This window comes from Exiguobacterium sp. UBA5002 (genome assembly GCF_002396765.1).
In the GTDB taxonomy this organism is placed as follows: Bacteria; Bacillota; Bacilli; order Exiguobacteriales; family Exiguobacteriaceae; genus Exiguobacterium_A.
Genome location: NZ_DGYQ01000020.1, coordinates 140397 through 165882, shown reverse-complemented (window position 1 = coordinate 165882; position 25486 = coordinate 140397). Strand labels below are relative to the sequence as shown.

Sequence of the window (25486 nt, the reverse complement as noted above, 5' to 3'; positions counted from 1 at the left end):
CTTTGAGCGCTTTCCTATGCTATATTGAGTGAGGAAATGTTTTTTATACTACGACTTGGAAGGAGTAGGGGGACCTGCTCCTTTCTTGTTTGTTTTTTGAAGGAGGATGAAGATGACGAACGTAACGGAAAAGGTCGAAGCGCTCGCAAAACCAATCGTCGAACGAGAGGGGATGGAGCTAGTCGACGTTGAATTCGTCAAAGAAGGGGCGGATTGGTTCCTACGTGTCTCCATCGACAAAGAGGGTGGCGTAGATCTTGAAGACTGCGTCAAAATCAATGAACAGTTATCGGAAGCATTGAATGACAATGATCCGATCGACGAGCCGTATTACCTCGACGTCGCTAGTCCAGGAGCGGAACGTCCACTGAAGAAAGACGAGGACTTCGAAAAGGCGATTGGGAAACATGTGTACATCAAAACGCACGATCCAGTAAAGAATGCGGTTGAATTCGAAGGAACGTTGCTCGCGTACACACCTGAGATGCTTGAAATCGAAGTGCGTGTCAAAACAAGAAAATTGAAAATTGAGATACCGGTCGACAAGATTTCACTTGCGCGACTTGCGGTAATGTTCTGACGGAAAGGAAGAGAACGATGGGACCACAGTTACTCGAGGCGATCAATCAAATCGCGAAAGAGAAGGAAATTGACAAGAACATCATCATCGATGCGCTCGAACAGGCATTGATTTCAGCGTACCGACGCAACTTCGGAAAAGAATCGGAGGCTGTAAAGGTCGAATTCGACCAGCAGACAGGAGACATCCGTGTCTTCGCGCTTAAGGAAGTCGTCGAACGATTGACACAACCAGAAGAGCAACTTTCGCTTGAAGAAGCGCACGAGATCGATCCGACATATGAACTCGGCGATTTCCATAAAGTCGAAGTGACGCCAGGCGACTTCGGTCGTGTTGCAGCACAAACGGCGAAACAAATCGTCACACAAAAAATGCGTGAAGCAGAACGTGAACGTATCTACAATCACTTCGCGGATCGTGAAGACGAGATCATGACGGGTATCGTCGAACGTCAAGATGCACGGAACTTGTACGTCAACTTAGAAGGTATCGAAGCCGTCTTGACGACACACGAGCAAATGCCGAACGAGCGTTTCGGGATTCGTGATCGCATCAAGGTGTACGTCACGAAGGTTGATCCAATGGTCAAAGGATCAGGGGCATCGATTCTCGTATCACGGACACATCCAGGTCTCTTAAAACGTCTCTTTGAAATCGAAGTACCAGAGATTTCAAGTGGCGAAGTCGAAGTCAAGTCTGTTGCGCGTGAAGCGGGCGACCGTTCGAAAATCGCAGTCGCAGCGGATGACATCGATCCAGTCGGTGCATGTGTCGGACAAAAAGGGGCGCGTGTTCAACGCATCGTCAATGATTTAAACGGGGAAAAAATCGATATCGTCCGTTACTCGGATGATCCGAAAGAATATGTCGCGAACGCACTCAGCCCAGCTCAAGTCGTTGCGGTCTATGTCAACGAACCAGCGAAAGCGACAATCGTCGTCGTTCCGGATTTCCAATTGTCGCTTGCAATCGGGAAACGTGGTCAAAACGCGCGTCTCGCAGCGAAATTGACAGGATGGAAAATCGACATCAAGAGCGAGTCTGAAGCGGAAGCGATGGATCTCGAAGATGTCTTCGCGACGGAAGAGCCGGCAGTAGAAGCGGTCCAAGTCGAAGGCGAGGAATAATTCGTGCAAAAAAAGGTACCATTACGTAAGTGTGTCATCACACAAGAAATGAAACCGAAAAAAGAATTAATTCGTGTCGTCCGGACACCTGAACAAGAGGTCGTCATCGATTTAAATGGTAAGATGAATGGGCGAGGTGCCTATTTATCGAAAGATGCGGCAGTCATTGCGACGGCGAAGAAAAAACGGACGCTTGATCATCATTTGAAGGTCAAGACGACAGATGCCTTATACGATGAATTGCTTGAAATCGCGGGAGGTACAAATGAGTAAATGGGAATCCCTTCTCGGTCTCGCGAATCGAGCTAGAAAAGTGACGACGGGAGAAGAACTCGTACTGAAAGAAGTACGAGGAGGACAAGCGAAGCTTGTTCTTTTAGCAGCAGATGCGGGGGCTGCCACGCGTAAGAAAGTCACAGATAAATGTACGAGTTATCAGGTTCCTTACCTAGAAGTCGCCGACCGGACGATTCTCGGTCAAGCATTAGGAAAGGATGCGCGTGTTGTCGTGTCAGTCAATGAAGCCGGATTTGCGAAAAAGCTAACTGAACTCCTCTCGAACGACTAATTGGAGGTGGATCCTTTGGGTAAACGTGTATACGAATTCGCCAAGGAACAAAATGTAACAAGTAAGCAGGTCATCACCCAGCTCGAAAAGCTGGAGAAACCAGTCAAGAATCATATGGCAGTATTAGATGAACAGACAGTACAGCAACTCGATCAAGTATTTAATCCCGAGAAATATCGGGCTCAAAAGACGGAGGCTCCAAAACAAGTGAAATCAGATAATAAACCGAACCGACCAGGAAGTACAAACAAACCAGCAGGTAATCAATCACGTAACAGCAAAGGCGGACGCCCAGAATTCGGCAACCGTAACAACCGTGGCGGCAAACGTCGTCCGAACCAAAAGAAAGCAGAACCACGCAAACTTGAAGTAGCGGATCCGAACTCGAAGTCGAGTCAACGTAAAGCTGCTCGCCGTGCACAAGAAGAAGCGATGGCAAACGTCGTTCAATACTCTGACAACTTGACAGTCGGTGAACTCGCTGAAAAAATGGCGAAAAAACCGAATGAACTGATCATGAAATTGATGGGTCTCGGTGTCATGGCGAACATCAACCAAGATCTTGATGACGAGACAGTGGAACTTCTCGCGACAGAGTTCGGCTTTGAAGTCGAGAAGACAGTCCAAGTCGATGAGACGGACTTTGATCAGTACGAATTGAATCTCGACCAGTACGAATTGTCTGAGCGTCCACCGGTCGTTACGATCATGGGACACGTCGACCACGGTAAAACGACATTGCTTGATTCGATCCGTAACACGAAGGTCACTGCAGGCGAAGCCGGCGGGATTACGCAGCACATCGGTGCTTACCAAGTTGAGATCGACGGCAAGAAGATCACGTTCCTTGATACACCAGGTCACGCGGCGTTCACGACGATGCGTGCACGTGGAGCAGATGTCACGGATATCGCAATCATCGTCGTTGCAGCGGATGACGGTGTCATGCCGCAGACGGAAGAAGCGATCAGCCACGCGAAAGCAGCTGGCGTTCCAATCATCGTCGCGGTCAACAAGATGGATAAAGAAGGCGCAAACCCTGACCGTGTCAAACAAGAATTGACAGAGTTCGAACTCGTTGCAGAGGACTGGGGCGGCGATACGATCTTCGTACCCGTTTCAGCACTTAAAGGTGACGGCATCGATGAATTGCTCGAAATGATCCTTCTCGTCTCAGAAGTACAAGAATACAAATCAACACCAGACATGAACGGTCGCGGAACAGTCATCGAGGCGAAACTCGATAAAGGACGCGGTCCAGTCGCTACACTTCTCGTTCAACACGGAACACTTCGCGTTGGTGACCCGATCGTTGTCGGTCACACGTTCGGTCGTATCCGGGCAATGGTCAACGATATCGGTCGTCGTGTCAAAGAAGTCGGACCATCGACGCCAATCGAAATCACAGGTCTAAACGATGTTCCGAAAGCGGGCGATCAATTCTTCGCATTCGAAGATGAGAAAAAAGCACGCCAAATCGGTGAAGCACGTTACCAACGTGAAATCGAAGCACAACGTCGCGATTCAGCGAAAGTTAGCTTAGAAGATCTCTTTGACCGCATTAAAGAAGGCGAAGTCAAGGACCTCAACATCATCATCAAAGGTGATGTCCAAGGTTCAGTTGAAGCCTTAGCCGGTTCATTGAAGAAAATTGATGTCGAAGGTGTTAAAATTAACATCGTACACTCAGGTGTTGGTGCAATCACGGAAGGTGATGTCATCCTCGCCTCAGCAGCAAATGCGATCATCATCGGATTCAACGTTCGTCCGGATGGTAACGCGAAATCAATGGCAGATCAGGAGAAAGTCGAAATTCGTCTTCACCGGATCATCTACAATGCGATTGAAGAAATCGAGCAAGCGATGAAAGGTCTCCTTGATCCTGAGTTCGTCGAGAAAATCATCGGTCAAGCTGAAGTCCGCGATGTCATCAAAGTATCGAAAGTCGGTACGATTGCAGGTGGATATGTCACGGAAGGTAAGTTGACGCGTGATGCAGGTGTCCGTGTCGTTCGTGATAGTATCGTCATCTACGAAGGAAAACTCGATACACTTCGCCGCTTTAAAGATGATGTCAAAGAAGTCGCTGCTGGTTACGAGTGTGGAATTAAGATCGAACGTTATGATGACATAAAAGTTGATGATGTCATCGAAGCGTTCATCATGGAAGAAGTCAAACGGAAGTAACAGAACGGAATCCATTCTTCCGAACTGGAGGGAACAAACATGAGTTTACGCTCGAATCGTGTCGCCGAACAGGTGCGTAAGGAAATTACGCAACTGCTCATCAAGGATGTCAAGGATCCACGCGTCAAGCCGATTACCGTCACAGGTGTCGAAGTGACAGGAGACTTGCAACAAGCGACGATCTTCTATTCAGTCCTCGGTGACGAAAAAGCACGTGAGGATGCGCGCATCGGTCTTGAAAAATCGAAAGGCTTCATGCGTAAGGAAATCGGATCGCGGATTCGTCTACGGAAAACACCTGAACTATTGTTCGAGGTCGATTCTTCTGTCGAATACGGATCACGCATTGATGAGTTGCTTCGGAATTTGAACAAAGATTAACACCTAAGGCAACCACGCGTGTGGTTGCCTTTTTTCAAGGAGGACATCACGTGGAACCCATCGGAGTATTACCACTAGATAAACCAGCCGGCATGACGAGTCATGATTGTGTCTTTCGTCTACGTCGTTTGTTTCAGACGAAAAAGGTTGGACACACAGGAACGCTTGACCCGGAAGTAACAGGTGTCTTACCGATTTGTCTCGGTCGAGCGACGAAGCTTGCCCGCTTCATCACGGATGAAGGAAAACGTTACGCGGCGGAAGTGACGATCGGCTTCGCAACGACGACAGAAGATGCACACGGAGAGACGGTTCGTGAAACACCGGTCGAACCCGAAAGTATTACTGAAGAGACGATTGCTGATATCCTGAGCGCATTGACAGGGGAGATCGAGCAGACACCACCGTATTATTCAGCAGTCAAAGTGAACGGGAAGAAGTTATACGAATATGCACGAAAAGGGATTGAAGTCGAGCGACCGACCCGGATCGTTCGCATCGATCGATTAGAACGGACATCGAACCTTGTGTTCGAAGATGGTCTCTGCCGATTCCGCCTCGATATCGCGTGTGGGAAAGGGACGTATATCCGGACACTAGCAGTCGAGATCGGAGAACGACTTGGTTATGCGGCACACATGAGCGACTTACGCCGGACAGGATCTGGTGCGATTGCTGAGACGGATACCGTCACACTCGAAACACTCGAATCGTATGAGACGGTCGAAGAACGGATGCAGCACGTCCTACCGATCGAACACGTCATCCAAAAATGGCCACGATTGACGGTTGATGCAGCAACAGCGCAGCGTGTCTTGAACGGAGCAAAGCTGACAAGCATTCCAGTCGAATTCGAGCTGTTTACTGTCTATAATGAAGAGGACGTACCTTTAGCGCTATATCGACGTCTTCCAGAAGAACAGGTAGCACGCGTCGAGGTCATGCTACAAATCGATTAAGATCGGAGAGAGCATCATGGACATCATACATTTGACATATCCGGAACAGCCTCAAAAAGCCCCTGCTGTCATCGCACTTGGCTTTTTTGACGGTGTACATCTCGGACATCAGCAAGTCATCGCAGCAGCACGGAAAGAAGCGGAGGCTCGTCGCCTGCCTTTGGCTGTCATGACCTTTGATCCCCATCCGAAACAAGTACTTGGTAAAGGGGATGAACCGGTCCGCTACATCACGCCGCTTGAACGTAAATTAGAGAAAATCGAACGCCTTGGTGTCGATCGTGTTTATGTAATTGAGTTCACGATTCCTTTCTCGGAATTGTCACCGCAAGCTTTCGTCGATGAATATCTGATTGCGTCCGGTGCAGAGCATGTCGTCGCTGGATTTGATTATTCCTACGGTCGCTTCGGAGCTGGCAAAATGACGACGCTTGATTTTCATAGTCGGGGCACGTTCACACACACCGTTGTAGCAGAGTTCCAAGAAGAAGCAGAAAAAATCAGCTCAACCCGGATTCGTCGTTTACTTGCTGCAGGAGAAGTCGAACCGGCTGCACGTTTGCTTGGAGAACCCTACCAAATCAAAGGTACAATCATTCACGGTGACGCACGTGGTCGACAAATTGGCTTCCCGACAGCCAACATGCGTCCGGAATTTTCTTACGTCATTCCGAAACTCGGTGTATATGCGACTTTCGTTCGCTTAGCGGACGGTCGTCGATTCAAAGCGATGACGAACGTCGGCAGACGCCCGACGTTTTATGAGACGGGAGACGTCAGTATTGAGACACATCTTCTTGACTTTGATGAGGATCTTTATGGTCAAGAATTGACGCTTGAATGGATCGCTTACTTACGCGATGAAAAAGCCTTCAATGGTATCGATCAATTGAAAGAACAATTGGCGCGGGACCGTGAAGAGGCAAATGCACGATTAAGCGTTTGACAATACGGACAGGGTTCGTTATGATAGGTCAGTACGATCACGTACAGCCGATTCGCTTGGCATCTGGTCTCACCATCCGATGCTCGGGAATACGGTCATTCATAAGATGGAGGTGGAGTGACAATGGCACTCACAAAAGAACGTAAAAACGAAATCATCGAAGCATATGCTACGAAACAAGGCGATACTGGTTCGCCGGAAGTACAAGTTGCTGTTTTAACTGAACAGATCACAACTTTGAACGATCACTTACGTACACACAAAAAGGATCACCACTCACGTCGTGGTCTCTTGAAAATGGTCGGTCGTCGCCGTAACTTGCTCACATACCTTCGTAACAAGGATGTTGCACGTTACCGTTCGTTGATCGAGCGTCTTGGTCTCCGTCGCTAATCCCGACGAGAACGAGGTAGGGAAGCAGGAGCATCGTCTCCTGTTTCTTTTTTTTGCCGATTCATGGACTTTTTGCGCAAGAACCTACATAATTAGATTTGAATGAAAAAACGGATAGCAGTGAGAGGAGATTTGTGCATGTCACAAACAAAACAGACGTTTTCGACCGAACTCGGTGGACGTCCATTAACGATTGAAATCGGTCAATTAGCAAAACAAGCGAACGGAGCAGCATTGATTCGCTACGGCGATACAGCCGTTCTTGCTACGGTCGTTGCATCAAAACAACCGAAGGACTTAGATTTCTTCCCATTAACAGTGAACTATGAAGAAAAATTATATGCGGCAGGGAAAATCCCAGGTGGATTCCTGAAACGTGAAGGACGCCCTGGAGAGAGTGCGATCTTGACTTCGCGTCTGATCGACCGTCCAATCCGTCCATTATTCCCGGACGGTTTCCGTCACGACGTACAAGTGGCGACGACAGTCCTTTCGTCAGATGCTGACAATTCACCAGAAGTCGCTGCGATGATCGGGGCTTCGATTGCCCTTTCGATCTCGGATATTCCATTCGATGGTCCAATCGCAGGCGTGACGATCGGTCGCGTCGACGGAGAGTTCGTCGTGAACCCGACTTCAGCGCAAATGGAAGTTAGCGATATCGACCTCCAAGTTGCCGGAACAAAACATGCCGTCAACATGGTCGAAGCAGGTGCGAAGGAAGTATCGGAACAAGCAATGCTTGAAGCGATCTTGCTTGGACACGATGTCATCAAGGAAATGATCGCTTTCCAAGAGGAGATCGTCGCACAAGTCGGTAAAGAGAAGTTCGAATATACGGTATCAAGCTTCGATGAGACAATCGTCAATCGCCTGAAAGCAGAAGCATTGGCAGAAGTCACACAAGCAGTTCAAGTCGAAGAAAAACAAGCACGTGACGTTGCCATCAACGAAGTCATCGCAAAATACATTGAGTTGTATGCAGCTGACGAGTCAGTCACAGCAGAACAACTAGCAGAAGTATCAGGCGTTCTCAACAAGTTCGTCAAAGACGAAGTCCGCCGTCTGATCACAGAAGATAAAGTCCGTCCGGATGGTCGTGGTCTTGCTGAGATCCGTCCACTCGATTCAGAAGTCGGTCTCTTACCACGTGCACATGGTTCAGGTCTGTTCACACGCGGTCAGACACAAGTCTTGTCTGTTGCGACACTCGGTGTTGCGGGTGACGCTCAAATCATCGATGGACTTGGTCTGAAGGAAGAGAAACGTTTCATGCACCACTATAACTTCCCGCCATTCTCAGTCGGGGAAGCACGTCCGATGCGTGCACCAGGTCGTCGTGAAATTGGTCACGGGGCACTCGGAGAACGCGCACTCTTACCAGTTCTTCCGAATGAAGTTGATTTCCCATACACGATTCGTCTAGTGTCAGAAGTTCTTGAGTCGAACGGTTCTTCATCACAGGCTTCAATCTGTGGTTCTATCCTTGCCATGATGGATGCGGGTGTTCCATTAAAAGCACCTGTCGCTGGTATCGCGATGGGCTTGATCATGGAAGGCGACAATTACTCGATCTTGACAGATATCCAAGGGATGGAAGATCATCTCGGAGATATGGACTTTAAAGTCGCTGGAACTCACGAAGGTGTCACAGCTCTGCAAATGGATATGAAAATTGGCGGAATCACGCGTCAAATCCTCGAAGAAGCACTCGAACAAGCACGTCTTGGTCGTCTGCACATTCTTGAGCATATGCAAACTGTCATCGCTGAACCACGTGTCGAATTGTCACAATACGCGCCAAAAATCGTCACACTCAAAATTAATCCAGATAAAATCCGTGATGTCATCGGACCTGGTGGTAAAGTCATCAACGGTATCATCGATGAGACAGGCGTCAAGATCGACATTGATCAAGACGGAACCGTCTTTATCGCTTCGACGGATCAAGCTGGCATCGATCGTGCCCGTCAATTGGTCGAAGATATCGTCCGTGAAGTCGTTGTCGGTGAAGAGTTCGATGGAACAGTCCGTCGCGTTGAGAAATTCGGTGCATTCGTCGAGTTATTCAAAGGAAAAGACGCACTCGTCCACATTTCGGAACTTGCACTTAACCGTGTCGGTCAAACAGAAGATGTCGTCAAACTTGGTGATAAGCTAAAAGTCCGTGTCACGGAAATCGATGACAAGGGACGCGTCAATGCTTCGCACAAAGTCCTGCTCGTCGAAGGCTTAAGCGAAGAAGATCGTGCAGCGTATGAAGAAAAGAAAAAGACAGAGCGTGAGAACCGCCCGCCACGCCGGGATCAGGGTTCACGCCCACCACGTGACGGACAACGTCCACCACGTCGTAACTAATGAATCCAAGGTGGCTCGACGGTGCAGAGAATGCAACGAGAGCCACCTTGTTTCCTATATTTGGAGGAATTACTATGATCGAACGGATACAACTAGAAAATGGAGTTCGACTGATCGTTGAACGGATGCCGGAAGCACGCAGCGTCGCGACCGGAATCTTCATTCAAGCAGGAAGTCGGACGGAACAGATCGAGGAGCATGGTATCAGTCATCTCATCGAGCATATGATGTTTAAAGGGACAAAACGCCATACGGCAAAAGAGATTGCGGTTTACTTTGACCGACTTGGTGGAAATATTAATGCGTTCACGAGTAAGGATCAAACGTGTTATTACGTCAAGACATTAGATGAACATGCAGGAGAAGCCTTTCACGTGTTGGCGGATATGTTCCTCGAATCGACGTTTGACGCGGATGAACTGGAAAAAGAGAAAAAGGTCGTCATTGAAGAGATTAAAATGTACGATGACACACCAGATGATCTCGTCCATGAGTTATTAGCTGTTGCGGCTTACGGAGAGGATGTCATGGCTCGTCCGATTCTTGGAACGGAAGAGAGTGTGCTTCGGATTGATCGTGCGATGATCGTGCGGTATCTCGAAGAAGCGTATGCTCCGGATCAAATCGTCATTTCTGTTGCCGGAAACGTCTCAGACGCGTTGATTGCGCAGATTCAAGAGCGGATGTCGATCCTCGAATCACGATCGAAGACACGCGAGACGATAGAGCCAAGGTTACAAAATGGTGTGATTCGCAAGGAAAAGGATACGGAACAGGCTCATATTTGTTATAATTTCCGTGCGATTCCTTCTGCTGACCCACGTTTGCCTGCCCTCGCCTTACTCAATAATGCATTCGGTGCGACGATGTCGAGTCGCTTGTTCCAATCCATCCGAGAGGAACGCGGTCTTGCCTATTCAGTCTTTTCCTATTACACGACGTTTGACGATCATGGAACGTTCACGATCTATGTCGGCACGTCTCCGGAATCGGTCGAAGAGGTCGAACAGGTCCTCGCTGCTGAAATCGATCGCTTGAAGCGGGATGGATTATCGACGAAGGAACTCGAAGATGGGATTGAACAGCTGAAAGGTTCTCTGATTCTAGGCAACGAAGGCACATCGAGTCACATGAATCGAAACGCCCGAAATGAGTTGCATCTACATCGCCATCCATCACTTGAAGAAGTGTTAGCGGATGTCGAACGGATTCGTCCATCGGATATCGAAGGGCTGATTGAGCACATCTTTTCGGAGGAACCGGCAAAGGCCTATATTCTTCCGGCAGACGAAGAAGAGGAAGCATGATAGCAGAACGGAATAGATGAAACATATGAAATGACGATGTCGAGAAAGAAGGAATACCGTTGAATTTAGCTGAATTGATTCAAGTCATACAGACGCAAAAAATCGAACGAATGGTAGAAGTGGACGTTACGTCCATTACGACCGATTCACGGGATGTTAAACCGGGAACATTGTTCGTCGCCATCAAAGGATATACTGTTGATGGACACGACTATGCTAAACAGGCGGAAGCACAAGGAGCGGTCGCGATCGTTGCGGAACAACCGGTCGACGTGTCGATTCCTGTCATTCTTGTTCGTAGTACATCACGTGCCATTGCCGAGTTGGCTGGCAAATTCTATGATTATCCTTCTGAAAAGATGCGGATGATTGGTATTACGGGAACGAATGGGAAAACGACGACGACGACGATCGTCCGTGATATATTAGCGCACCTTGGTCGGAAGACGGGCATCATCGGTACGGTTGAAGTCAAGATTGGTGACCGCGTCGTGCCAAGTCGCAATACGACACCACAAAGCTCCGAGTTACAAGCCTTTCTGTATCAGATGCACGAAGAAGATGTCCAAGATGTCATCATGGAAGTCTCTTCACATGGATTAGAGCTTGGTCGGGTAACGGGTGTCGATTACGATGTTGCGGGATTCACGAATCTGACGCATGATCACCTTGATTTTCACAAAACATTTGAAAACTATGCGCGTGCCAAAGGATTGTTATTTGCACAACTCGGTCAACGGCTGTCGACAGAGAAAGTCGCGGTCTTGAATGCGGATGATCCGACGAGTGAGCTGTATGAGATGATGACAGGTGCTCGTGTCATGACATACGGCATCGACAACGCAGCTGACCTCCGAGCAACAGCGATTGAACAGTCGCTTCAACAAACGACGTTCACGATGCTGTACAAGGAAGAACAAGTCGATGTCACGGCGAACTTCATCGGTCGCTTTAACGTCTATAATCTGTTGCTTGCGACAGGGATCCTCTTGTCTTGCGGATACGATCTAGCGACGATCGCAGGCGCGATTTCAGCAATCCGTCCGGCAAAAGGTCGGATGCAACGCTTGCCGATTGAAGGATATAACGTCTATGTCGACTATGCGCATACGCCTGACGGCATCGAACAATGTCTGAAAGCACTCGTTGACGTACCGAAGGAAAAGATCGTCTTCCTGATCGGGACAGGTGGAAACCGCGACGTGACGAAACGACCGAAGATGGGCGAACTCGCTTCGACTTACGCAGGAACCGTCGTCATCACAACGGATGATCCACGATATGAAGCATATGAGTCGATTACATCCGGCATCGCCAAAGGGATGACCCACGATCAGTTCGTTGAAATCGGTGATCGGGAAGAGGCCGTGCGTTACGCAGCGCGACTCGCACGACCAGACAATATCGTCATCTTAGCCGGTAAGGGCCATGAAAAATATCAAATCATTGGGGATGAGAAAATCCCTCTCGATGAGGAAGTCATCGTCAAAGAGATGATACGGCAAATGGAGGAACAGAAGTGACTTATCAACCAATCGTTGTAACCATAGATCAATTTGAAACATTCGTAAAAACACATCCCAAAGGTGACTTACTCCAGCTTCCAGCATGGGGAGAAGTCAAAAGCGCGACAGGATGGACACATGAACGGATCGCGGTCGGAACGGCTTCCGGTGAGATTGCCGGAGTTGGTCTTCTTTTGTTCAAGAAAGTACCGAAGCTACCGTTCACGCTTTGTTATGCACCGCGCGGTTTCGTCGTCGATTATACAGATACGGACGCACTTCGCGCCCTTCGTGACGAAGCGATTCGTGTCGCAAAACAACAGAAGGCAATTGCGATTAAATTTGATCCAAACGTCGAGCGGGAAGAATATCCTGGTCTGTTGCAGGAGATGCAAGGACTTGGCTTCAAACATAATGGCTTCGGTGGCGGTTTTGACTACGCGCAGCCACGCTTTACGATGGAGACGAGTCTTGTAGGGACAGAAAAAGAGATCTTCGACGGTTTCCATTCGAAGTTCCGCTACAACGTCCGCCTTGCTGAACGCAAAGGGATCGTATGCGAACAAGCAGATCGTGAAGGGCTAAAGACATTCGCGAAGCTGATGGTCGAGACGGGCGAACGGGATGGTTTTTCAATCCGCGGTCTGGATTATTTCGAAAATCTGTACGATCATCTTCACCCAAAAGGTGATGCAGTCTTGTTTTTGACGAAACTCGATGTCGTTCGTGCGCTTGAGAATACAGAAGCCTTATTACTTCAAGCTGACAAGGAACTCTCGAAAATTCATCGTCAGCTCGAGAAAGAGACGGCCGAGAAGAAGCTAAAAAGCTTAAACAATCGCTTGGAGCAGACGACAGCACAAATCGAAAAAGCAGAGAAGTCGAAGACAGAACTGATGACGATTGCTGCTAAACATCCAAACGGTGTCATCCTATCTGGTGGTCTTTTGACGCTTGCTGGTCGTCGCTCGTATTACTTATACGGCGCTTCATCGAACGAGTACCGGGAGTTCATGCCGAACCACTTGATGCAATGGACGATGATGCAATATGCGAAAGAACATGGTGCGCTCTCCTATGACTTCGGTGGAGTCAGTGGTTCGACAGACCCGGATGATCATTACGCGGGACTCTACGCCTTTAAATCTGGTTGGGGCAGCCGGATGATTGAAAAAATCGGTGAGTTCGATTATGTACTCAATCGTCCGCTCTATCTGTTGCTTGAGACTGGGTTACCGATTCTACAAAAACTTCGGAAGAAGCTTCGCCGCTGATGAAACGGGGAACAATCTTCGGTTGGATCGTATTTTTATTGACGATGTTTGCGATTGGATTGTTTCTTGCGGCATCCATGAATCGGATGCCGACGATTTTAATGGATCAACCGGAGCTCGGGATTGATAGTTGTCCACGAGATGTAGCGGGGGAAGATCGCTTAATCAATGCAAGCGAGACGAACCTGAAGCGTCTCCACCCTGCTGTCGAGGCAGGGGCAAAGGATCTGATCCGTGTTGCGCATTCGTGCTACAATATCGATATCAAGATTACGCAAGGATACCGCTCGATTCAGCAACAGAATGCGCTTTATGAACAAGGACGTTCTAAGGCAGGTGAAGTCGTCACGAATGCACGTGGCGGTGAATCGATGCATAATTATGGACTCGCTGTCGATTTCGTTCAGCTCGTGAATGGCCAGATTTCGTATGACCTTGAGTATGACGGGAATCGGTCTGGGAAAAGTGATTGGCGCGAAGTCGCGGATATCGGAAAAGCGCTCGGTTTCGAATGGGGAGGCGATTGGAAACGATTCGTCGACTATCCTCATTTTGAGATGACGTTCGGGTATTCGCTCGACGAACTGAAGGCTGGTGAACGTCCAAGCCGTTCGGAAAAAGCGAAACGAACGGAAGAAGTCGAAGATTTGTTGAATACGTGATCAACGTCATTCCTGGAGTAATGAGGCAGGAATGACGTTTTTTTTAGATTTCCTAGTCCGATTGTTGGCAGATTGTGAAAATTCGGCTAGAATAGTGATAGTGATAAGTGGACGGCTCACGAAAAGTGAATATGAATTATAGGAGGTCATGTTGTGTCAAAGAAGAAGACGGAAAAAGTAAGCGTCTTTGCTCTTGGTGGCGCCGGTGAGATCGGGAAGAACATGTACGTCGTCGAACTCGACGAGGACATCTTCGTCATCGATGCCGGGTTGATGTTCCCAGGAGATGAGATGCTTGGAATCGATAAAGTCATTCCAGACATCAGTTATTTAAAAGAAAACAAAGAGCGGATTCAGGGGATTTTCATTACCCATGGTCACGAGGATCATATCGGGGCACTCAGTTACGTCTTGCGTGACTTAAAAGTACCGGTTTACGGAACACGTTTGACGCTCGGTTTGATTGAACACAAATTAAAAGAAGCCGGTTTATTGAAAAAGGCAGATCTTCGTCCAATTGATGCCAAGACGAAATTAACCGTTGCAGGTCATTTTATTACGTTCTTCCGGGTCAACCACTCGATTCCGGATGCAGTCGGGGTATGTATTCAAACATCTCAAGGTGCGATCGTCCATACAGGGGATTTCAAGTTCGATTACACACCAGTTGATGGAAAACAGGCGGATTTCGGGAAGATTGCAGCAATTGGTCAACGGGGAGTGCTTTGCTTACTGTCTGACTCAACGAATGCAGAGCGACCAGGGATGTCTGGATCAGAATCGATCGTCGGTTCTGAACTGAACGACGTCATCTATGAGGCACCAGGTCGTGTCATCGTCGCTTCATTCGCTTCGAACATTCATCGTCTACAACAAGTGTTTGCGGCAGCAGAAGCGAACAATCGAAAAGTAGCGGTCGTCGGTCGTAGCATGGTCAATAACGTCGAAGTGGCACAGCGTCTGAATTATTTACGCTTCAAACAGAAAACATTGATTGATCTATCTGACATCAACCGCCTCGACGATAACCAAGTCGTCATCTTGACGACAGGATCGCAAGGTGAGCCGATGGCAGCCTTGACACGAATGGCGCGTAATGCACATAAGCAAGTCAATATTCGCTTGAACGATACGGTCGTCGTTGCGGCTTCGCCGATTCCAGGTAACGAAAAGTCGGTTTCGAAAACGATCGATCTCTTATTCCGTGCCGGTGCGAATGTCATTTACAACCAACGGAAAGTACACGTGTCCGGTCACGGTCATGCGGAAGATCTGAAGCTGATGCTAAACTTGATCAAACCGAAATTCTTCCTACCGATTCACGGAGAATTCCGGATGCAAAAGGCACACAGTCGTCTCGCACAGACGGTTGGCGTCAATGCGAACAACATCTTCATTATCGAGAATGGGGATGTCGTTGAGTTCGAGAAGCGCAAAGCACGGATGTCGCGCAAAGTGAACGCCGGAAACGTCTTGATCGACGGAATCGGTGTGGGTGATGTCGGAAACATCGTTCTTCGTGATCGTCGCTTGTTATCGCAAGACGGTGTCGTCCTTTGTGTCATTACGATCAGCCGGAAAAACAAAACGATCGTCTCGGGACCGGAAATCATCTCTCGCGGATTCGTCTACATGCGTGAATCAGAGGATATGATCAACGAAGCGAACCGAATCGTTGCGAAACAACTACAAGGTAAATTAAACGGAGAATTGGATTGGACGGAGATGAAGTCGTTGATTCGAGATAAACTGAGTGCTTATCTCTATGAACAGACGAAACGCCGCCCGATGATTCTTCCGATCATCATGGAGATTTAACAAACGAGCGGCTCAGATTGACCAATACCTGGTCCACTGAGCCGTTTTTTTATCAGGAGGGATGACGTATGGCGACGACGAAACGAAAACCTGTACGAAAAAAAACGCCGCCACGGAAACGACCGGCAGCGAAGAAACAACGTCAGCCGATTGCGTATCGTACATATGCGACCATCATCGCAATCGTCTCATTACTAGCTTTCGTTCTCGCTTTCGGGGAGTTCGGGAAAGTCGGACTGACGCTAGCCGATGGAGGAGAGCGGTTAATTGGTCAGTTCGGTTCCTTATTATATGGTGGAATCGGTGCTGTGCTACTTTTACTCCTCTCGAATGCGTCGCGTGCTCAGAAATGGGCATGGTCGATGTTACTGATGGGTTCAGTCGTCTGGATTGATCTATTGCTCGGAGCACCGCGTGGCATTCTCAATGGATGGCTCTATCAAAACGCAGCTTATTATATTTCGAGCGCGGGTGCCTTCTTGATTGGTCTGTTCTTCATCGGAACGGCCGTTCATATCCTACGCCCATCGTTTTATGGTGAGCTGTGGCTTGGGCTCCGGGAACGTGCAGAAGAGTTTCGCAATCGTGAACGAACACCACGTCCTCGTGTCGAAAAAGAGTTGAAAGCGAAACCAGTTCGTGAGAAAAAACCGAAGACGTTGCGACCAGCAACTGTCGAGGAACCGATCGAAACGGAACAGGAAGCAGAAGATCCTTCCGTTAACATTCAAGATGTTCCGATCATCGGTTTCACGGATCATGTTGAACCGCAAGCAGCGGAGACACAAGGACCGTTGACGATGACAGAGACACCCGACGGTTATCAATTGCCGTCGCTTGATTTGTTAGCAGAACCAACATCAAAAGACTTGTCCGGTGAGAACAAACGACTGAAGGACAATGCGACGAAATTGATTGCGACCTTAAAGTCATTCGGGATCGGAGCAAAAGTCTTAAAGATTCATCTCGGACCAAGTGTTACGAAGTACGAGATTGAACCAAAACAAGGAATCAAGCTTAGTCGAATCACGGGACTCGCCGATGACTTAGCGCTAGCGTTAGCCGCAAAAGATATCCGGATCGAAGCACCGATTCCGGGTAAAGCGGCTGTTGGAATCGAGGTGCCGAACCGTGAAGTCGCCATGGTATCACTTCGAGAAGTACTAGGAGCGGAGAGCGTCCAATCCGACAGCGATCGTTTGCTCGTTGCACTCGGACGAAGCATTTCTGGTGAGACGGTGACAGCGAAGTTGAATAAGATGCCACACGTCTTAGTTGCCGGTTCGACGGGTTCCGGTAAATCGGTCTGTATCAATGGGATGATTGTCTCGATATTGATGCGGGCACGACCGGATGAAGTCCGCTTGATGATGATTGACCCGAAAATGGTCGAATTGAATGTCTACAACGGCATTCCGCACCTCTTAGCGCCCGTCGTCACCGATCCTAAAAAAGCGGCACAGGCATTAAAACAGGTCGTCTCGGAAATGGAACGCCGTTATGAGATCTTCAGTCAAAACGGAGCGCGCAACATCGAAGGCTACAATGCACTGATTGATAAGATGAACGCAGAGGAGAAAGTGCATCAACGATTACCGTACATCGTTGTCATCGTCGATGAGTTAGCTGACTTGATGATGGTCGCGTCAAACGAAGTCGAAGATGCGATCATGCGACTTGCACAAATGGCGCGAGCAGCAGGAATTCATATGGTCATTGCGACGCAGCGTCCGAGTGTTGACATCATCACCGGTGTCATCAAGGCGAATATCCCGTCGCGGATCGCATTCAGTGTATCAAGTGCGACCGACTCGCGGACGATTCTTGATACAGGAGGCGCTGATAAATTGCTCGGACGAGGAGATATGTTGTTACTTGGTAACGGCATGAACAAACCGGTCCGCGTACAAGGAGCCTTTTTATCGGACGAAGAAGTCGAGAAGGTCGTCAATCATGTCATCAGTCAGCAAAAGGCACAGTATGTTGAAGCGATGATTCCAAAAGATGTACCAGAGGGCGAAACAGAGGTCGACGATCCACTTTACGATGAGGTCGTCCAGTTCATTCTGACACAAGAGACGGCATCAACGTCGATGATTCAACGAAAGTACCGCATCGGTTACAACCGAGCTGCCCGTCTTATTGATGCGTTAGAAGAAAACGGTCTAATTGGTCCATCTGAAGGATCTAAACCACGTCGCGTCATGGGACGTTAATCGAGTAGAAAGGAAGTCGTGGAATATTCCGGGGCTTCCTTTTCTTTTCTAGAAAAATGTATAGAGAAAACCCGGTATCTCAAAAAAAGAAAAGACAAGAAAAGACATATGAAAAAAAGACATGATGATTTTGTATAAATAGAAATGACTGGAAAAATTCATAAATGTATCAAAAATAAAATCGCTTTCATGAAAATAGTTGTCAGACGTCTGTTGATTTTCAGTAGTGTTTTTGGCATACTCAGTCATATGAGTGACCGACCTTCAACACGAGGGCTGGGAGCGGCTTTTTCACAAATAGATAATGAAAGCGCTCTCATAATTGCAGAGGAGATGGATGAAATGGAGAAGAAACAGGTAATCGTATCGATGATGTCAGTAGCGACGGTTGGTCTTGCTGCTTGTGGTGGTTCAGGTGAGAAAGCCGATCAAAAAGATCAATTCTCTGTTGCGATGGTAGCCGATAAGGGTGGTATCGATGATAAATCGTTCAACCAATCCGCTTGGGAAGGTCTGCAAGCGTACGGTAAAGACAACAAACTTCAAAAGAATGAAGGGTTCTCTTATCTACAATCTAAATCGCAACAAGATTATCAACCGAATCTATCGCGTCTTGCTCGTGGGGGAGAAGATTTAGTTTTCGGAATCGGGAACACGTTCAATGAGGATATCAAAACAGTTGCTGATCAATTCAAAGACACACAATTCGCAATCATCGATAACGTCGTTGAAGGAAAGAACGTCACGTCGATCACATTCAAGGAAAATGAAGGAGCATATCTTGCAGGGATCGTTGCTGCAATGGAGACGAAAAAAGATCATATCGGTTTCGTTGGTGGGATGAAGATGGACGTCATCGAGCGTTTCCGTGCCGGTTTCGAAGCAGGTGCTAAGTCCGTCAATCCGAAGATTAAAATCGATGTCCAATATGCGGAAGACTTCGCAGCTCCAGAAAAAGGTCAAGCGATCGCAGCTGGAATGTATGGTAAAGGCGCAGATATCATCTTCCCAGCAGCAGGTGGTACAGGAAATGGTGTCTTCACAGAGGCGAAGAACCGTAAGAAAAACGGTGAAAATGTCTCAGTCATTGGTGTCGACCGAGACCAAAAAGAAGAGGGTATGCCGGAAGATGTTACGATGACTTCTGTCATCAAACGTGTCGACCGTGCAGTCGAAGATACAGCAAACGCAGCGAAGGATGGTAAACTCGAGGGCGGCAAAACGATTCGTTATGGTCTGAAAGAAGATGGAGTTGATATCGTACCATCTGAAAAGATTTCGAAGAAGACGTTGACTGCGCTTGAGAAAGCAAAATCAGATGTCGTTTCTGGAAAAATCGAAGTACCTGAGCAATAAGCGTTGAAAAAAGAAGGGGCATTCTTAGGTAGAATGCCCTATTTTCTTCCATTATTGATTGCGTTATGAAAAGGGTTACAAAAGCGCCAGAAGTCAGACTTCTAACCTGTTACAAAATGATTGCAGGATTGTGTTGGGCGTCATATACTTATCTTGGCTGGAGTTCTCATACGTCAGAAGTCTGAGCACTGGTTACAACTAGATAGAGGATGGAGATGCGTCATGTCGATTAAATTAGATCATCGTTTGCTTTATTTACGTGTGATTGAAAAGATCAAGTCTGACATCGATGACGGCGTTTACAAGGAAGGCGAGAAGCTCCCTTCAGAGTTTGAACTTTCAAAGCAACTTGGCGTCAGTCGAGCTACTCTTCGAGAGGCATTACGAATTCTTGAAGATGAGAACATCGTCATCCGTAAACACGGTGTCGGTACGTTTATCAATGCAAGACCACCGTTTACTTCTGGAATCGAAGAATTGTACAGCGTAACAGAAATGATTGCGCGCGCAGGTATGGTTCCGACATCAGAAGTGTTATCATCCGAGATGGTCCAACCGACTGAGCGCGACCGAGAGCGTTTTCAACTTGGTCCGGATGAATTGGTTTATCGAATCGAACGAATCCGACTCGCAGGGGATGTTCCTGTCGTCTATTGTATCGATAAGATTCCAAGCCATTATATTAAAAATGAAGAGCAGTTCACCTCTTCGACATCATTATTTGATGCTTTAGAAAAAGAACTTGGACGACGTGTCACGCATGCCGTGACGCACATCGAGCCACGTATTGATCCGAAAATCGCTGAACAATTACATACGGACCAACCTTTGCTCGCGTTGCGTCAAACGCATTATGATGAGCTCGACCGTTCCGTTCTTTTTTCAGCGAACTATTTCCGAGCAGATAAGTTCGATTTCCACGTCATCCGTAAACGTGTGTGAGCCATGGTTTTAGGATGAATACTGAAAGCGCTTCCCGTCAAAACCTACGTAACGCTCCTCATCGCCAGCCTCAGGTGCTAGACGTAGTCTTGAACTTTGTATGACCATATTCGAAAGGGGATTTTTCCAGATGAAAAAGAAGTCACTTCTCGCATTAGCAGCAACAGGTTTAGCAATGAGTTCCGTCCTTGCAGCATGTGGTGGCAACGACGATTCGAAAGATTCAGGTAACGGCAGCAAATCAGAAGGCTTTAAAGTAGGTATGGTTACAGATACAGGTGGCGTGGATGATAAATCATTCAACCAATCTGCTTGGGAAGGTATCCAAAAGTTCGGGAAAGACAATGACTTAAAAGAAGGTACTGGCTATAAATATCTCCAATCTGCAAAACAATCAGACTATCAACCGAACCTTCAGCAATTAGCACGTGCAAAATACGACTTAATTCTCGGGATTGGTTTCTTGATGGCTGAAGATATCGGTAAAGTAGCGGATCAGTTCAAAAAGAACAACTTCGCACTCGTTGACCAAGTCGTTGATAAACCAAACGTCGCGTCAATCGTCTTCAAAGAAAACGAAGGTTCGTTCCTCGTTGGTGTCGTTGCAGGTCTAACGACGAAAACGGATAAAGTTGGATTTGTCGGTGGTGTCAACTCGGACTTGATCAAAAAGTTCGAAAGCGGATTTAAAGCAGGTGTTAAAGCGGCTAACCCGAAAGCGGAAATCGAAATTCAATACGCAGAAGATTTCAACGCTGCAGAAAAAGGACAAGCAATCGCTTCAGGTATGTACGGTAAAAAAGTCGACGTCATCTATCACGCAGCTGGTGGTACTGGACAAGGGGTATTCACAGAAGCGAAAAACCGTAAAAAGAACGGTGAAGATGTTTGGGTTATCGGTGTAGACCGTGACCAAGTCGAAGAAGGTATGCCAGAGAACGTCACATTGACATCAATGGTCAAACGTGTGGATACAGCAGTAGAGCAAGTCGCGAAAGACACGAAGGACGGCAAATTCCCAGCAGGTAAAGTCGTTGAGTTCGGTCTAAAAGACGGCGGTGTCGATATCGCACCTTCAAAAGACAACGTCTCAAAAGAAGCACTCGACAAAGTCGAAGAGTACAAAAAACAAATCATCGATGGTGACATTAAAGTTCCATCGACTGACGACGAGTATAAAGAGTACGAAGCGTCACTTAAATAATAATGAAAGCGGGGGTCGCTAGCATTGCGACTCCCCTTTTAAACTAAACATGGGAGTGGATTTTCTTGGAATACGTCATTGAAATGCTGAACATCAGAAAAGAGTTTGGCAATTTCGTCGCAAATGATAATATCACGCTCCAGCTTCGGAAAGGTGAGATTCACGCTTTACTTGGTGAAAACGGTGCCGGAAAATCGACGCTGATGAACGTCTTATTTGGTTTGTATCAGCCTGAGGCTGGAGAAATTCGTGTACGTGGTGAAAAAGTCAATATTACGAGTCCGAACGTCGCGAATGATCTTGGAATCGGCATGGTGCACCAACACTTCATGCTCGTTCAAAATTTCACTGTTACTGAAAACATCATTTTAGGTGCAGAGCCACGTACAGGGATTAAGATTGATCGTGCATCGGCGCGTGAAAAGGTACGCCAGATTTCTGAACAGTATGGTCTTGCTGTTGATCCTGATGCAAAAATCGAGGATATTTCAGTCGGAATGCAACAACGTGTTGAAATTTTGAAGACGTTGTACCGTGGGGCAGACATCTTGATCTTTGATGAACCATCTGCTGTTTTGACACCGCAAGAGATCAAAGAATTGATTCAAATCATGAATCGCTTGATTGCGGAAGGAAAGTCGATTATCCTCATTACGCATAAACTGAAAGAAATCATGGAAGTAGCTGATCGCTGTACGACGATTCGCCGTGGTAAATATATCGGCACGGTCGATATTGATGAGACGATGACACAGTCGCGTCTTGCTGAAATGATGGTAGGTCGTGAAGTCAACTTTAATGCGGAGTATTCCAAGGCAACTCCACAAGAACTCGTCCTCGATATCAAGAATCTAGTCGTCAAGGACGGTCGTGGCATCAAAGCAGTCGATGGGTTGAATCTCGACATTCGTGCCGGAGAAATCGTTGGAATTGCCGGAATCGACGGGAACGGACAAACGGAATTGATTGAAGCCATTACAGGTCTTCGTAAAGCAGACAGTGGCGAAATCTTCCTCAACAACAAATCGATTAAAAACCTGAAGCCACGGAAAGTAACGGAATCAGGTGTCGGTCACATCCCACAAGACCGACATAAACATGGACTTGTCCTTGATTATTCGATTGGACATAACATGGTCTTACAAACGTACTACAAACAACCGTACTCAAAAGCAGGCATCATGAACTATAAACAAGTCATGGAAAAAGCCAAAACGCTCATCGAGAAGTTCGACGTCCGAACTCCAAGCCCAGAGACGTTCGCTCGTGCCTTGTCTGGTGGTAACCAGCAAAAAGCGATCATTGCGCGTGAAGTCGATCGTTCTCCAGATTTGCTGATTGCGGCTCAGCCGACTCGGGGGCTTGATGTTGGGGCAATCGAGTTCATTCATGAACAATTGGTTCTTGAGCGCGAAAAAGGTCGTGCTGTCTTGTTGATTTCATTCGAACTCGAAGAAATTCTACAAGTCTCTGACCGGATTGCCGTGTTATATGAAGGAAAAACAGTGGCCTTCTTGGATCCGAAAGAAACGAACGAAATTGAGCTTGGCTTCCTGATGGCCGGCGGTAAGAAAGAGGAGGTAGGTCATTCATGAAGTTAGAGCGTTTTTACGGCATCCTCATTCCGATTCTTTCCATCGTGCTTGGGATGGTCGTCGGGGCAATCGTCATGCTCATTGGTGGGTATGATCCGATTGCTGGGTTTGATCAATTATTCTATGGTATTTTTGGCGAACCGTACAGCATCGGTGAAACATTGCGTGCGGCGGCTCCATTGATCTTCGCGGGTCTTGCTGTCGCGTTTGCTTTTCGGACAGGACTTTTTAACATCGGTGTCGAAGGTCAAGTACTCGTCGGCTGGATGGTTGCAGTCTGGATTGGAATCAAGTTTGATTTTCCGACAGTTGTTCATTTACCACTCGCTTTGATTGGAGCAGGTTTAGCAGGTGCGCTTTGGGCATCGATTCCTGGTATCTTAAAAGCGAAATTCCACGTACATGAAGTCATCACGTCGATCATGATGAACTATATCGCGTTATACGTCACGAACGATATTTTACGTCATGTCATCGGCATTACGAATGAGCGGACGGAGACAATCAAGGAATCAGCATCACTTGCGTCACCGTTCTTACAAGAGATCACGGATTTCTCACGTCTTCATAACGGAATTTTCATCGCAATCATCGCTGCACTCGTCTTCTGGTTTATTCTTTGGAAAACAACACTCGGTTATGAACTTCGAGCTGTTGGATTCAATAAGAATGCTGCTGAATATGCAGGGATGGGCGTTAACCGCAATATCATCTTATCGTTCGTCATCTCAGGTGTGTTCGCTGGTCTTGCTGGGGCGATGGAAGGTCTTGGGACGTTCCAAAACATGACGCTGAATGCGTCCTTCACTGGTGTTGGATTCGACGGGATCGCGGTTGCCTTGTTAGGTGCGAATAATCCGATCGGCGTCGTGCTCGCTGCATTACTATTTGCAGGACTCAATATCGGTGGTCTGTCGATGCAACAGATTGGTATTCCACCGGAACTGATCAAAATTATCATTGCGTTCATCATCATCTTCGTGGCTTCTGGATACGCGATTCGTCTCGTCATCGAGAAGTTCGCAGTTAAGAAAGAATCTAAAAAAGCGAAAGGAGCCGGTCAGTAATGGGCTTTCTTGAAGTACTTTATATCATCGTGCCAATCGCACTTGCCTATTCGGCTCCGTTGATCATTGCAGCACTTGGCGGCATTTTCAGTGAACGTTCTGGCGTCGTCAACATCGCGTTAGAAGGATTAATGGTCATGGGTGCCTTCACAGGTGTCGTCACGGCATTGACTTTATCGAAAATGGGCTTAGGTGCTGCGAGTCCTTGGCTTGCGATGCTCATCGCGATCGTCGTCGGAGCGGTCTTCTCACTGTTCCTTGCGATTCCGGCAATCCTATTCCGAGCAGACCAAACGGTTCTTGGAGTAGCGATCAACTTGCTCGCAGTCGGTCTTGCGATCTTCCTTGTCCGTGCACTTTACAGTAAAGGACAGACAGATTCGATTCCAAACCGGATTTCGAAAGAAAATGTACCATTCTTGTCTGATATTCCAGTCTTGAAGATGTTCTTCGCGAACGTCTACTACACATCGTATATCGCGATCGTTCTCGCGTTCGTCGCATGGTACATCATCTTCAAGACACCATTTGGTCTTCGTTTACGTTCTGTCGGGGAACACCCGATGGCAGCGGACACGATGGGAATCAACGTCACGAAGATGCGTTTCATCGGCGTCATGATCTCTGGTGGTTTCGGCGGTCTTGCTGGTGCTGTCTACGCGACGTCGATTTCATTGAACTTCAGTGTGACGACGATTCTCGGTCAAGGCTTCCTCGCGATTGCGGCGATGATCTTCGGAAAATGGAACCCACTCGGTGCCATGGGGGCAGCCCTCTTCTTCGGGTTCGCTCAAGCGATTTCGATCATCGGTCAGCAATTGCCGTTACTCGATCAAATTCCACAAGTGTATCTGTTGATTGCGCCGTATTTATTGACGATCTTAGCACTTGCTGGAGTCGTAGGTCGTGCGGATGCACCAAAAGCTGTCGGTGTACCGTATATCAAAGGTAAACGCTAAATTTTTACTAATCATAGACCGGATGTTGCCAATTGGTGACATCCGGTTTTTTTAGATGATCGATAGATTGAATGAGAAAAAG

General features: G+C 47.6%; 22 protein-coding genes. All 22 read left to right on the top strand.

Annotated features, from left to right (window positions below):
- Nucleotides 1-112: 112 nt before the first annotated feature.
- The 22 genes from rimP to B4C70_RS05035 all read left to right on the top strand — a co-directional run bounded on the left by rimP (nt 113) and on the right by B4C70_RS05035 (nt 25404).
- Nucleotides 113-580, top strand: a complete 468-nt coding sequence (gene rimP / locus B4C70_RS05140; RefSeq protein WP_023468684.1) for a ribosome maturation factor RimP — start codon at nt 113-115, stop codon at nt 578-580.
- 17 nt (nt 581-597) lie between these two features.
- A complete protein-coding gene (nusA, locus tag B4C70_RS05135; protein ID WP_023468683.1) occupies nt 598-1707 on the top strand; it encodes a transcription termination factor NusA in 1110 nt (369 codons plus the stop codon).
- A gap of 3 nt (nt 1708-1710) precedes the next feature.
- The gene (gene rnpM / locus B4C70_RS05130) at nt 1711-1980 is read left to right on the top strand and encodes an RNase P modulator RnpM (RefSeq protein ID WP_023468682.1); all 270 of its coding nucleotides are present in this window, start codon (nt 1711-1713) and stop codon (nt 1978-1980) included.
- Entirely contained in the window at nt 1973-2275 is a 303-nt protein-coding gene (locus B4C70_RS05125; protein WP_023468681.1) for a YlxQ family RNA-binding protein, read from the top strand. The genes rnpM and B4C70_RS05125 overlap by 8 nt, the downstream gene beginning before the upstream one ends.
- A gap of 15 nt (nt 2276-2290) precedes the next feature.
- Complete coding sequence (infB, locus tag B4C70_RS05120; RefSeq protein ID WP_290777330.1) at nt 2291-4462, top strand: translation initiation factor IF-2; 2172 nt, start codon at nt 2291-2293, stop codon at nt 4460-4462.
- A gap of 39 nt (nt 4463-4501) precedes the next feature.
- On the top strand, nt 4502-4843 hold the full coding sequence (rbfA, locus tag B4C70_RS05115; protein ID WP_023468679.1) for a 30S ribosome-binding factor RbfA: 342 nt from the start codon (nt 4502-4504) through the stop codon (nt 4841-4843).
- Nucleotides 4844-4893: 50 nt separating this feature from the next.
- Nucleotides 4894-5802, top strand: a complete 909-nt coding sequence (gene truB, locus B4C70_RS05110) for a tRNA pseudouridine(55) synthase TruB (protein ID WP_290777328.1) — start codon at nt 4894-4896, stop codon at nt 5800-5802.
- A gap of 16 nt (nt 5803-5818) precedes the next feature.
- Nucleotides 5819-6748 (top strand): bifunctional riboflavin kinase/FAD synthetase, encoded by a 930-nt coding sequence (locus B4C70_RS05105; protein ID WP_050677457.1) that lies wholly within the window; start codon nt 5819-5821, stop codon nt 6746-6748.
- A gap of 123 nt (nt 6749-6871) precedes the next feature.
- Complete coding sequence (rpsO, locus tag B4C70_RS05100; RefSeq protein ID WP_023468676.1) at nt 6872-7141, top strand: 30S ribosomal protein S15; 270 nt, start codon at nt 6872-6874, stop codon at nt 7139-7141.
- Nucleotides 7142-7279: 138 nt separating this feature from the next.
- On the top strand, nt 7280-9499 hold the full coding sequence (gene pnp, locus B4C70_RS05095; protein ID WP_064299662.1) for a polyribonucleotide nucleotidyltransferase: 2220 nt from the start codon (nt 7280-7282) through the stop codon (nt 9497-9499).
- 74 nt (nt 9500-9573) lie between these two features.
- Nucleotides 9574-10806 (top strand): M16 family metallopeptidase, encoded by a 1233-nt coding sequence (locus B4C70_RS05090; RefSeq protein WP_290777326.1) that lies wholly within the window; start codon nt 9574-9576, stop codon nt 10804-10806.
- Between the two features lie 59 nt (nt 10807-10865).
- Nucleotides 10866-12329: a UDP-N-acetylmuramoyl-L-alanyl-D-glutamate--2,6-diaminopimelate ligase gene (locus B4C70_RS05085; RefSeq protein WP_064299664.1), complete on the top strand. Its 1464-nt coding sequence runs from the start codon at nt 10866-10868 to the stop codon at nt 12327-12329.
- Nucleotides 12326-13585, top strand: a complete 1260-nt coding sequence (locus B4C70_RS05080) for a lipid II:glycine glycyltransferase FemX (RefSeq protein ID WP_029342035.1) — start codon at nt 12326-12328, stop codon at nt 13583-13585. Before B4C70_RS05085 ends, B4C70_RS05080 begins: the two co-directional genes overlap by 4 nt.
- Nucleotides 13585-14247 carry a M15 family metallopeptidase gene (locus tag B4C70_RS05075; RefSeq protein WP_251133294.1) on the top strand — a complete coding sequence of 221 codons (663 nt, stop codon included), beginning with the start codon at nt 13585-13587 and terminating at the stop codon, nt 14245-14247. Before B4C70_RS05080 ends, B4C70_RS05075 begins: the two co-directional genes overlap by 1 nt.
- A 153-nt stretch (nt 14248-14400) precedes the next feature.
- Nucleotides 14401-16065, top strand: coding sequence for a ribonuclease J (locus B4C70_RS05070; protein WP_023468670.1), 1665 nt, complete (start codon nt 14401-14403; stop codon nt 16063-16065).
- A gap of 68 nt (nt 16066-16133) precedes the next feature.
- Nucleotides 16134-18281 carry a DNA translocase FtsK gene (locus B4C70_RS05065; RefSeq protein ID WP_034786026.1) on the top strand — a complete coding sequence of 716 codons (2148 nt, stop codon included), beginning with the start codon at nt 16134-16136 and terminating at the stop codon, nt 18279-18281.
- A gap of 342 nt (nt 18282-18623) precedes the next feature.
- Complete coding sequence (locus tag B4C70_RS05060; RefSeq protein WP_290777323.1) at nt 18624-19637, top strand: BMP family lipoprotein; 1014 nt, start codon at nt 18624-18626, stop codon at nt 19635-19637.
- Between the two features lie 222 nt (nt 19638-19859).
- Nucleotides 19860-20579, top strand: coding sequence for a GntR family transcriptional regulator (locus B4C70_RS05055; RefSeq protein ID WP_023468666.1), 720 nt, complete (start codon nt 19860-19862; stop codon nt 20577-20579).
- 130 nt (nt 20580-20709) lie between these two features.
- Nucleotides 20710-21783, top strand: coding sequence for a BMP family lipoprotein (locus tag B4C70_RS05050; RefSeq protein ID WP_214854462.1), 1074 nt, complete (start codon nt 20710-20712; stop codon nt 21781-21783).
- Nucleotides 21784-21848: 65 nt separating this feature from the next.
- Nucleotides 21849-23378, top strand: coding sequence for an ABC transporter ATP-binding protein (locus B4C70_RS05045; RefSeq protein WP_035407107.1), 1530 nt, complete (start codon nt 21849-21851; stop codon nt 23376-23378).
- Nucleotides 23375-24445, top strand: coding sequence for an ABC transporter permease (locus tag B4C70_RS05040; RefSeq protein WP_290774961.1), 1071 nt, complete (start codon nt 23375-23377; stop codon nt 24443-24445). Before B4C70_RS05045 ends, B4C70_RS05040 begins: the two co-directional genes overlap by 4 nt.
- Nucleotides 24445-25404: an ABC transporter permease gene (locus B4C70_RS05035; RefSeq protein WP_023468662.1), complete on the top strand. Its 960-nt coding sequence runs from the start codon at nt 24445-24447 to the stop codon at nt 25402-25404. The genes B4C70_RS05040 and B4C70_RS05035 overlap by 1 nt, the downstream gene beginning before the upstream one ends.
- Nucleotides 25405-25486: the final 82 nt, after the last annotated feature.

Coding starts and splice junctions, on each gene's coding strand:
- B4C70_RS05050 (WP_214854462.1), top strand. CDS start 20,710: ATGAAAAAGAAGTCACTTCTCGCATTAGCAGCAACAGGTTTAGCAATG.
- pnp (WP_064299662.1), top strand. CDS start 7,280: ATGTCACAAACAAAACAGACGTTTTCGACCGAACTCGGTGGACGTCCA.
- B4C70_RS05105 (WP_050677457.1), top strand. CDS start 5,819: ATGGACATCATACATTTGACATATCCGGAACAGCCTCAAAAAGCCCCT.
- B4C70_RS05035 (WP_023468662.1), top strand. CDS start 24,445: ATGGGCTTTCTTGAAGTACTTTATATCATCGTGCCAATCGCACTTGCC.
- rimP (WP_023468684.1), top strand. CDS start 113: ATGACGAACGTAACGGAAAAGGTCGAAGCGCTCGCAAAACCAATCGTC.
- B4C70_RS05060 (WP_290777323.1), top strand. CDS start 18,624: ATGGAGAAGAAACAGGTAATCGTATCGATGATGTCAGTAGCGACGGTT.
- B4C70_RS05125 (WP_023468681.1), top strand. CDS start 1,973: ATGAGTAAATGGGAATCCCTTCTCGGTCTCGCGAATCGAGCTAGAAAA.
- nusA (WP_023468683.1), top strand. CDS start 598: ATGGGACCACAGTTACTCGAGGCGATCAATCAAATCGCGAAAGAGAAG.
- B4C70_RS05090 (WP_290777326.1), top strand. CDS start 9,574: ATGATCGAACGGATACAACTAGAAAATGGAGTTCGACTGATCGTTGAA.
- B4C70_RS05040 (WP_290774961.1), top strand. CDS start 23,375: ATGAAGTTAGAGCGTTTTTACGGCATCCTCATTCCGATTCTTTCCATC.
- B4C70_RS05075 (WP_251133294.1), top strand. CDS start 13,585: ATGAAACGGGGAACAATCTTCGGTTGGATCGTATTTTTATTGACGATG.
- B4C70_RS05065 (WP_034786026.1), top strand. CDS start 16,134: ATGGCGACGACGAAACGAAAACCTGTACGAAAAAAAACGCCGCCACGG.
- rbfA (WP_023468679.1), top strand. CDS start 4,502: ATGAGTTTACGCTCGAATCGTGTCGCCGAACAGGTGCGTAAGGAAATT.
- rpsO (WP_023468676.1), top strand. CDS start 6,872: ATGGCACTCACAAAAGAACGTAAAAACGAAATCATCGAAGCATATGCT.
- B4C70_RS05055 (WP_023468666.1), top strand. CDS start 19,860: ATGTCGATTAAATTAGATCATCGTTTGCTTTATTTACGTGTGATTGAA.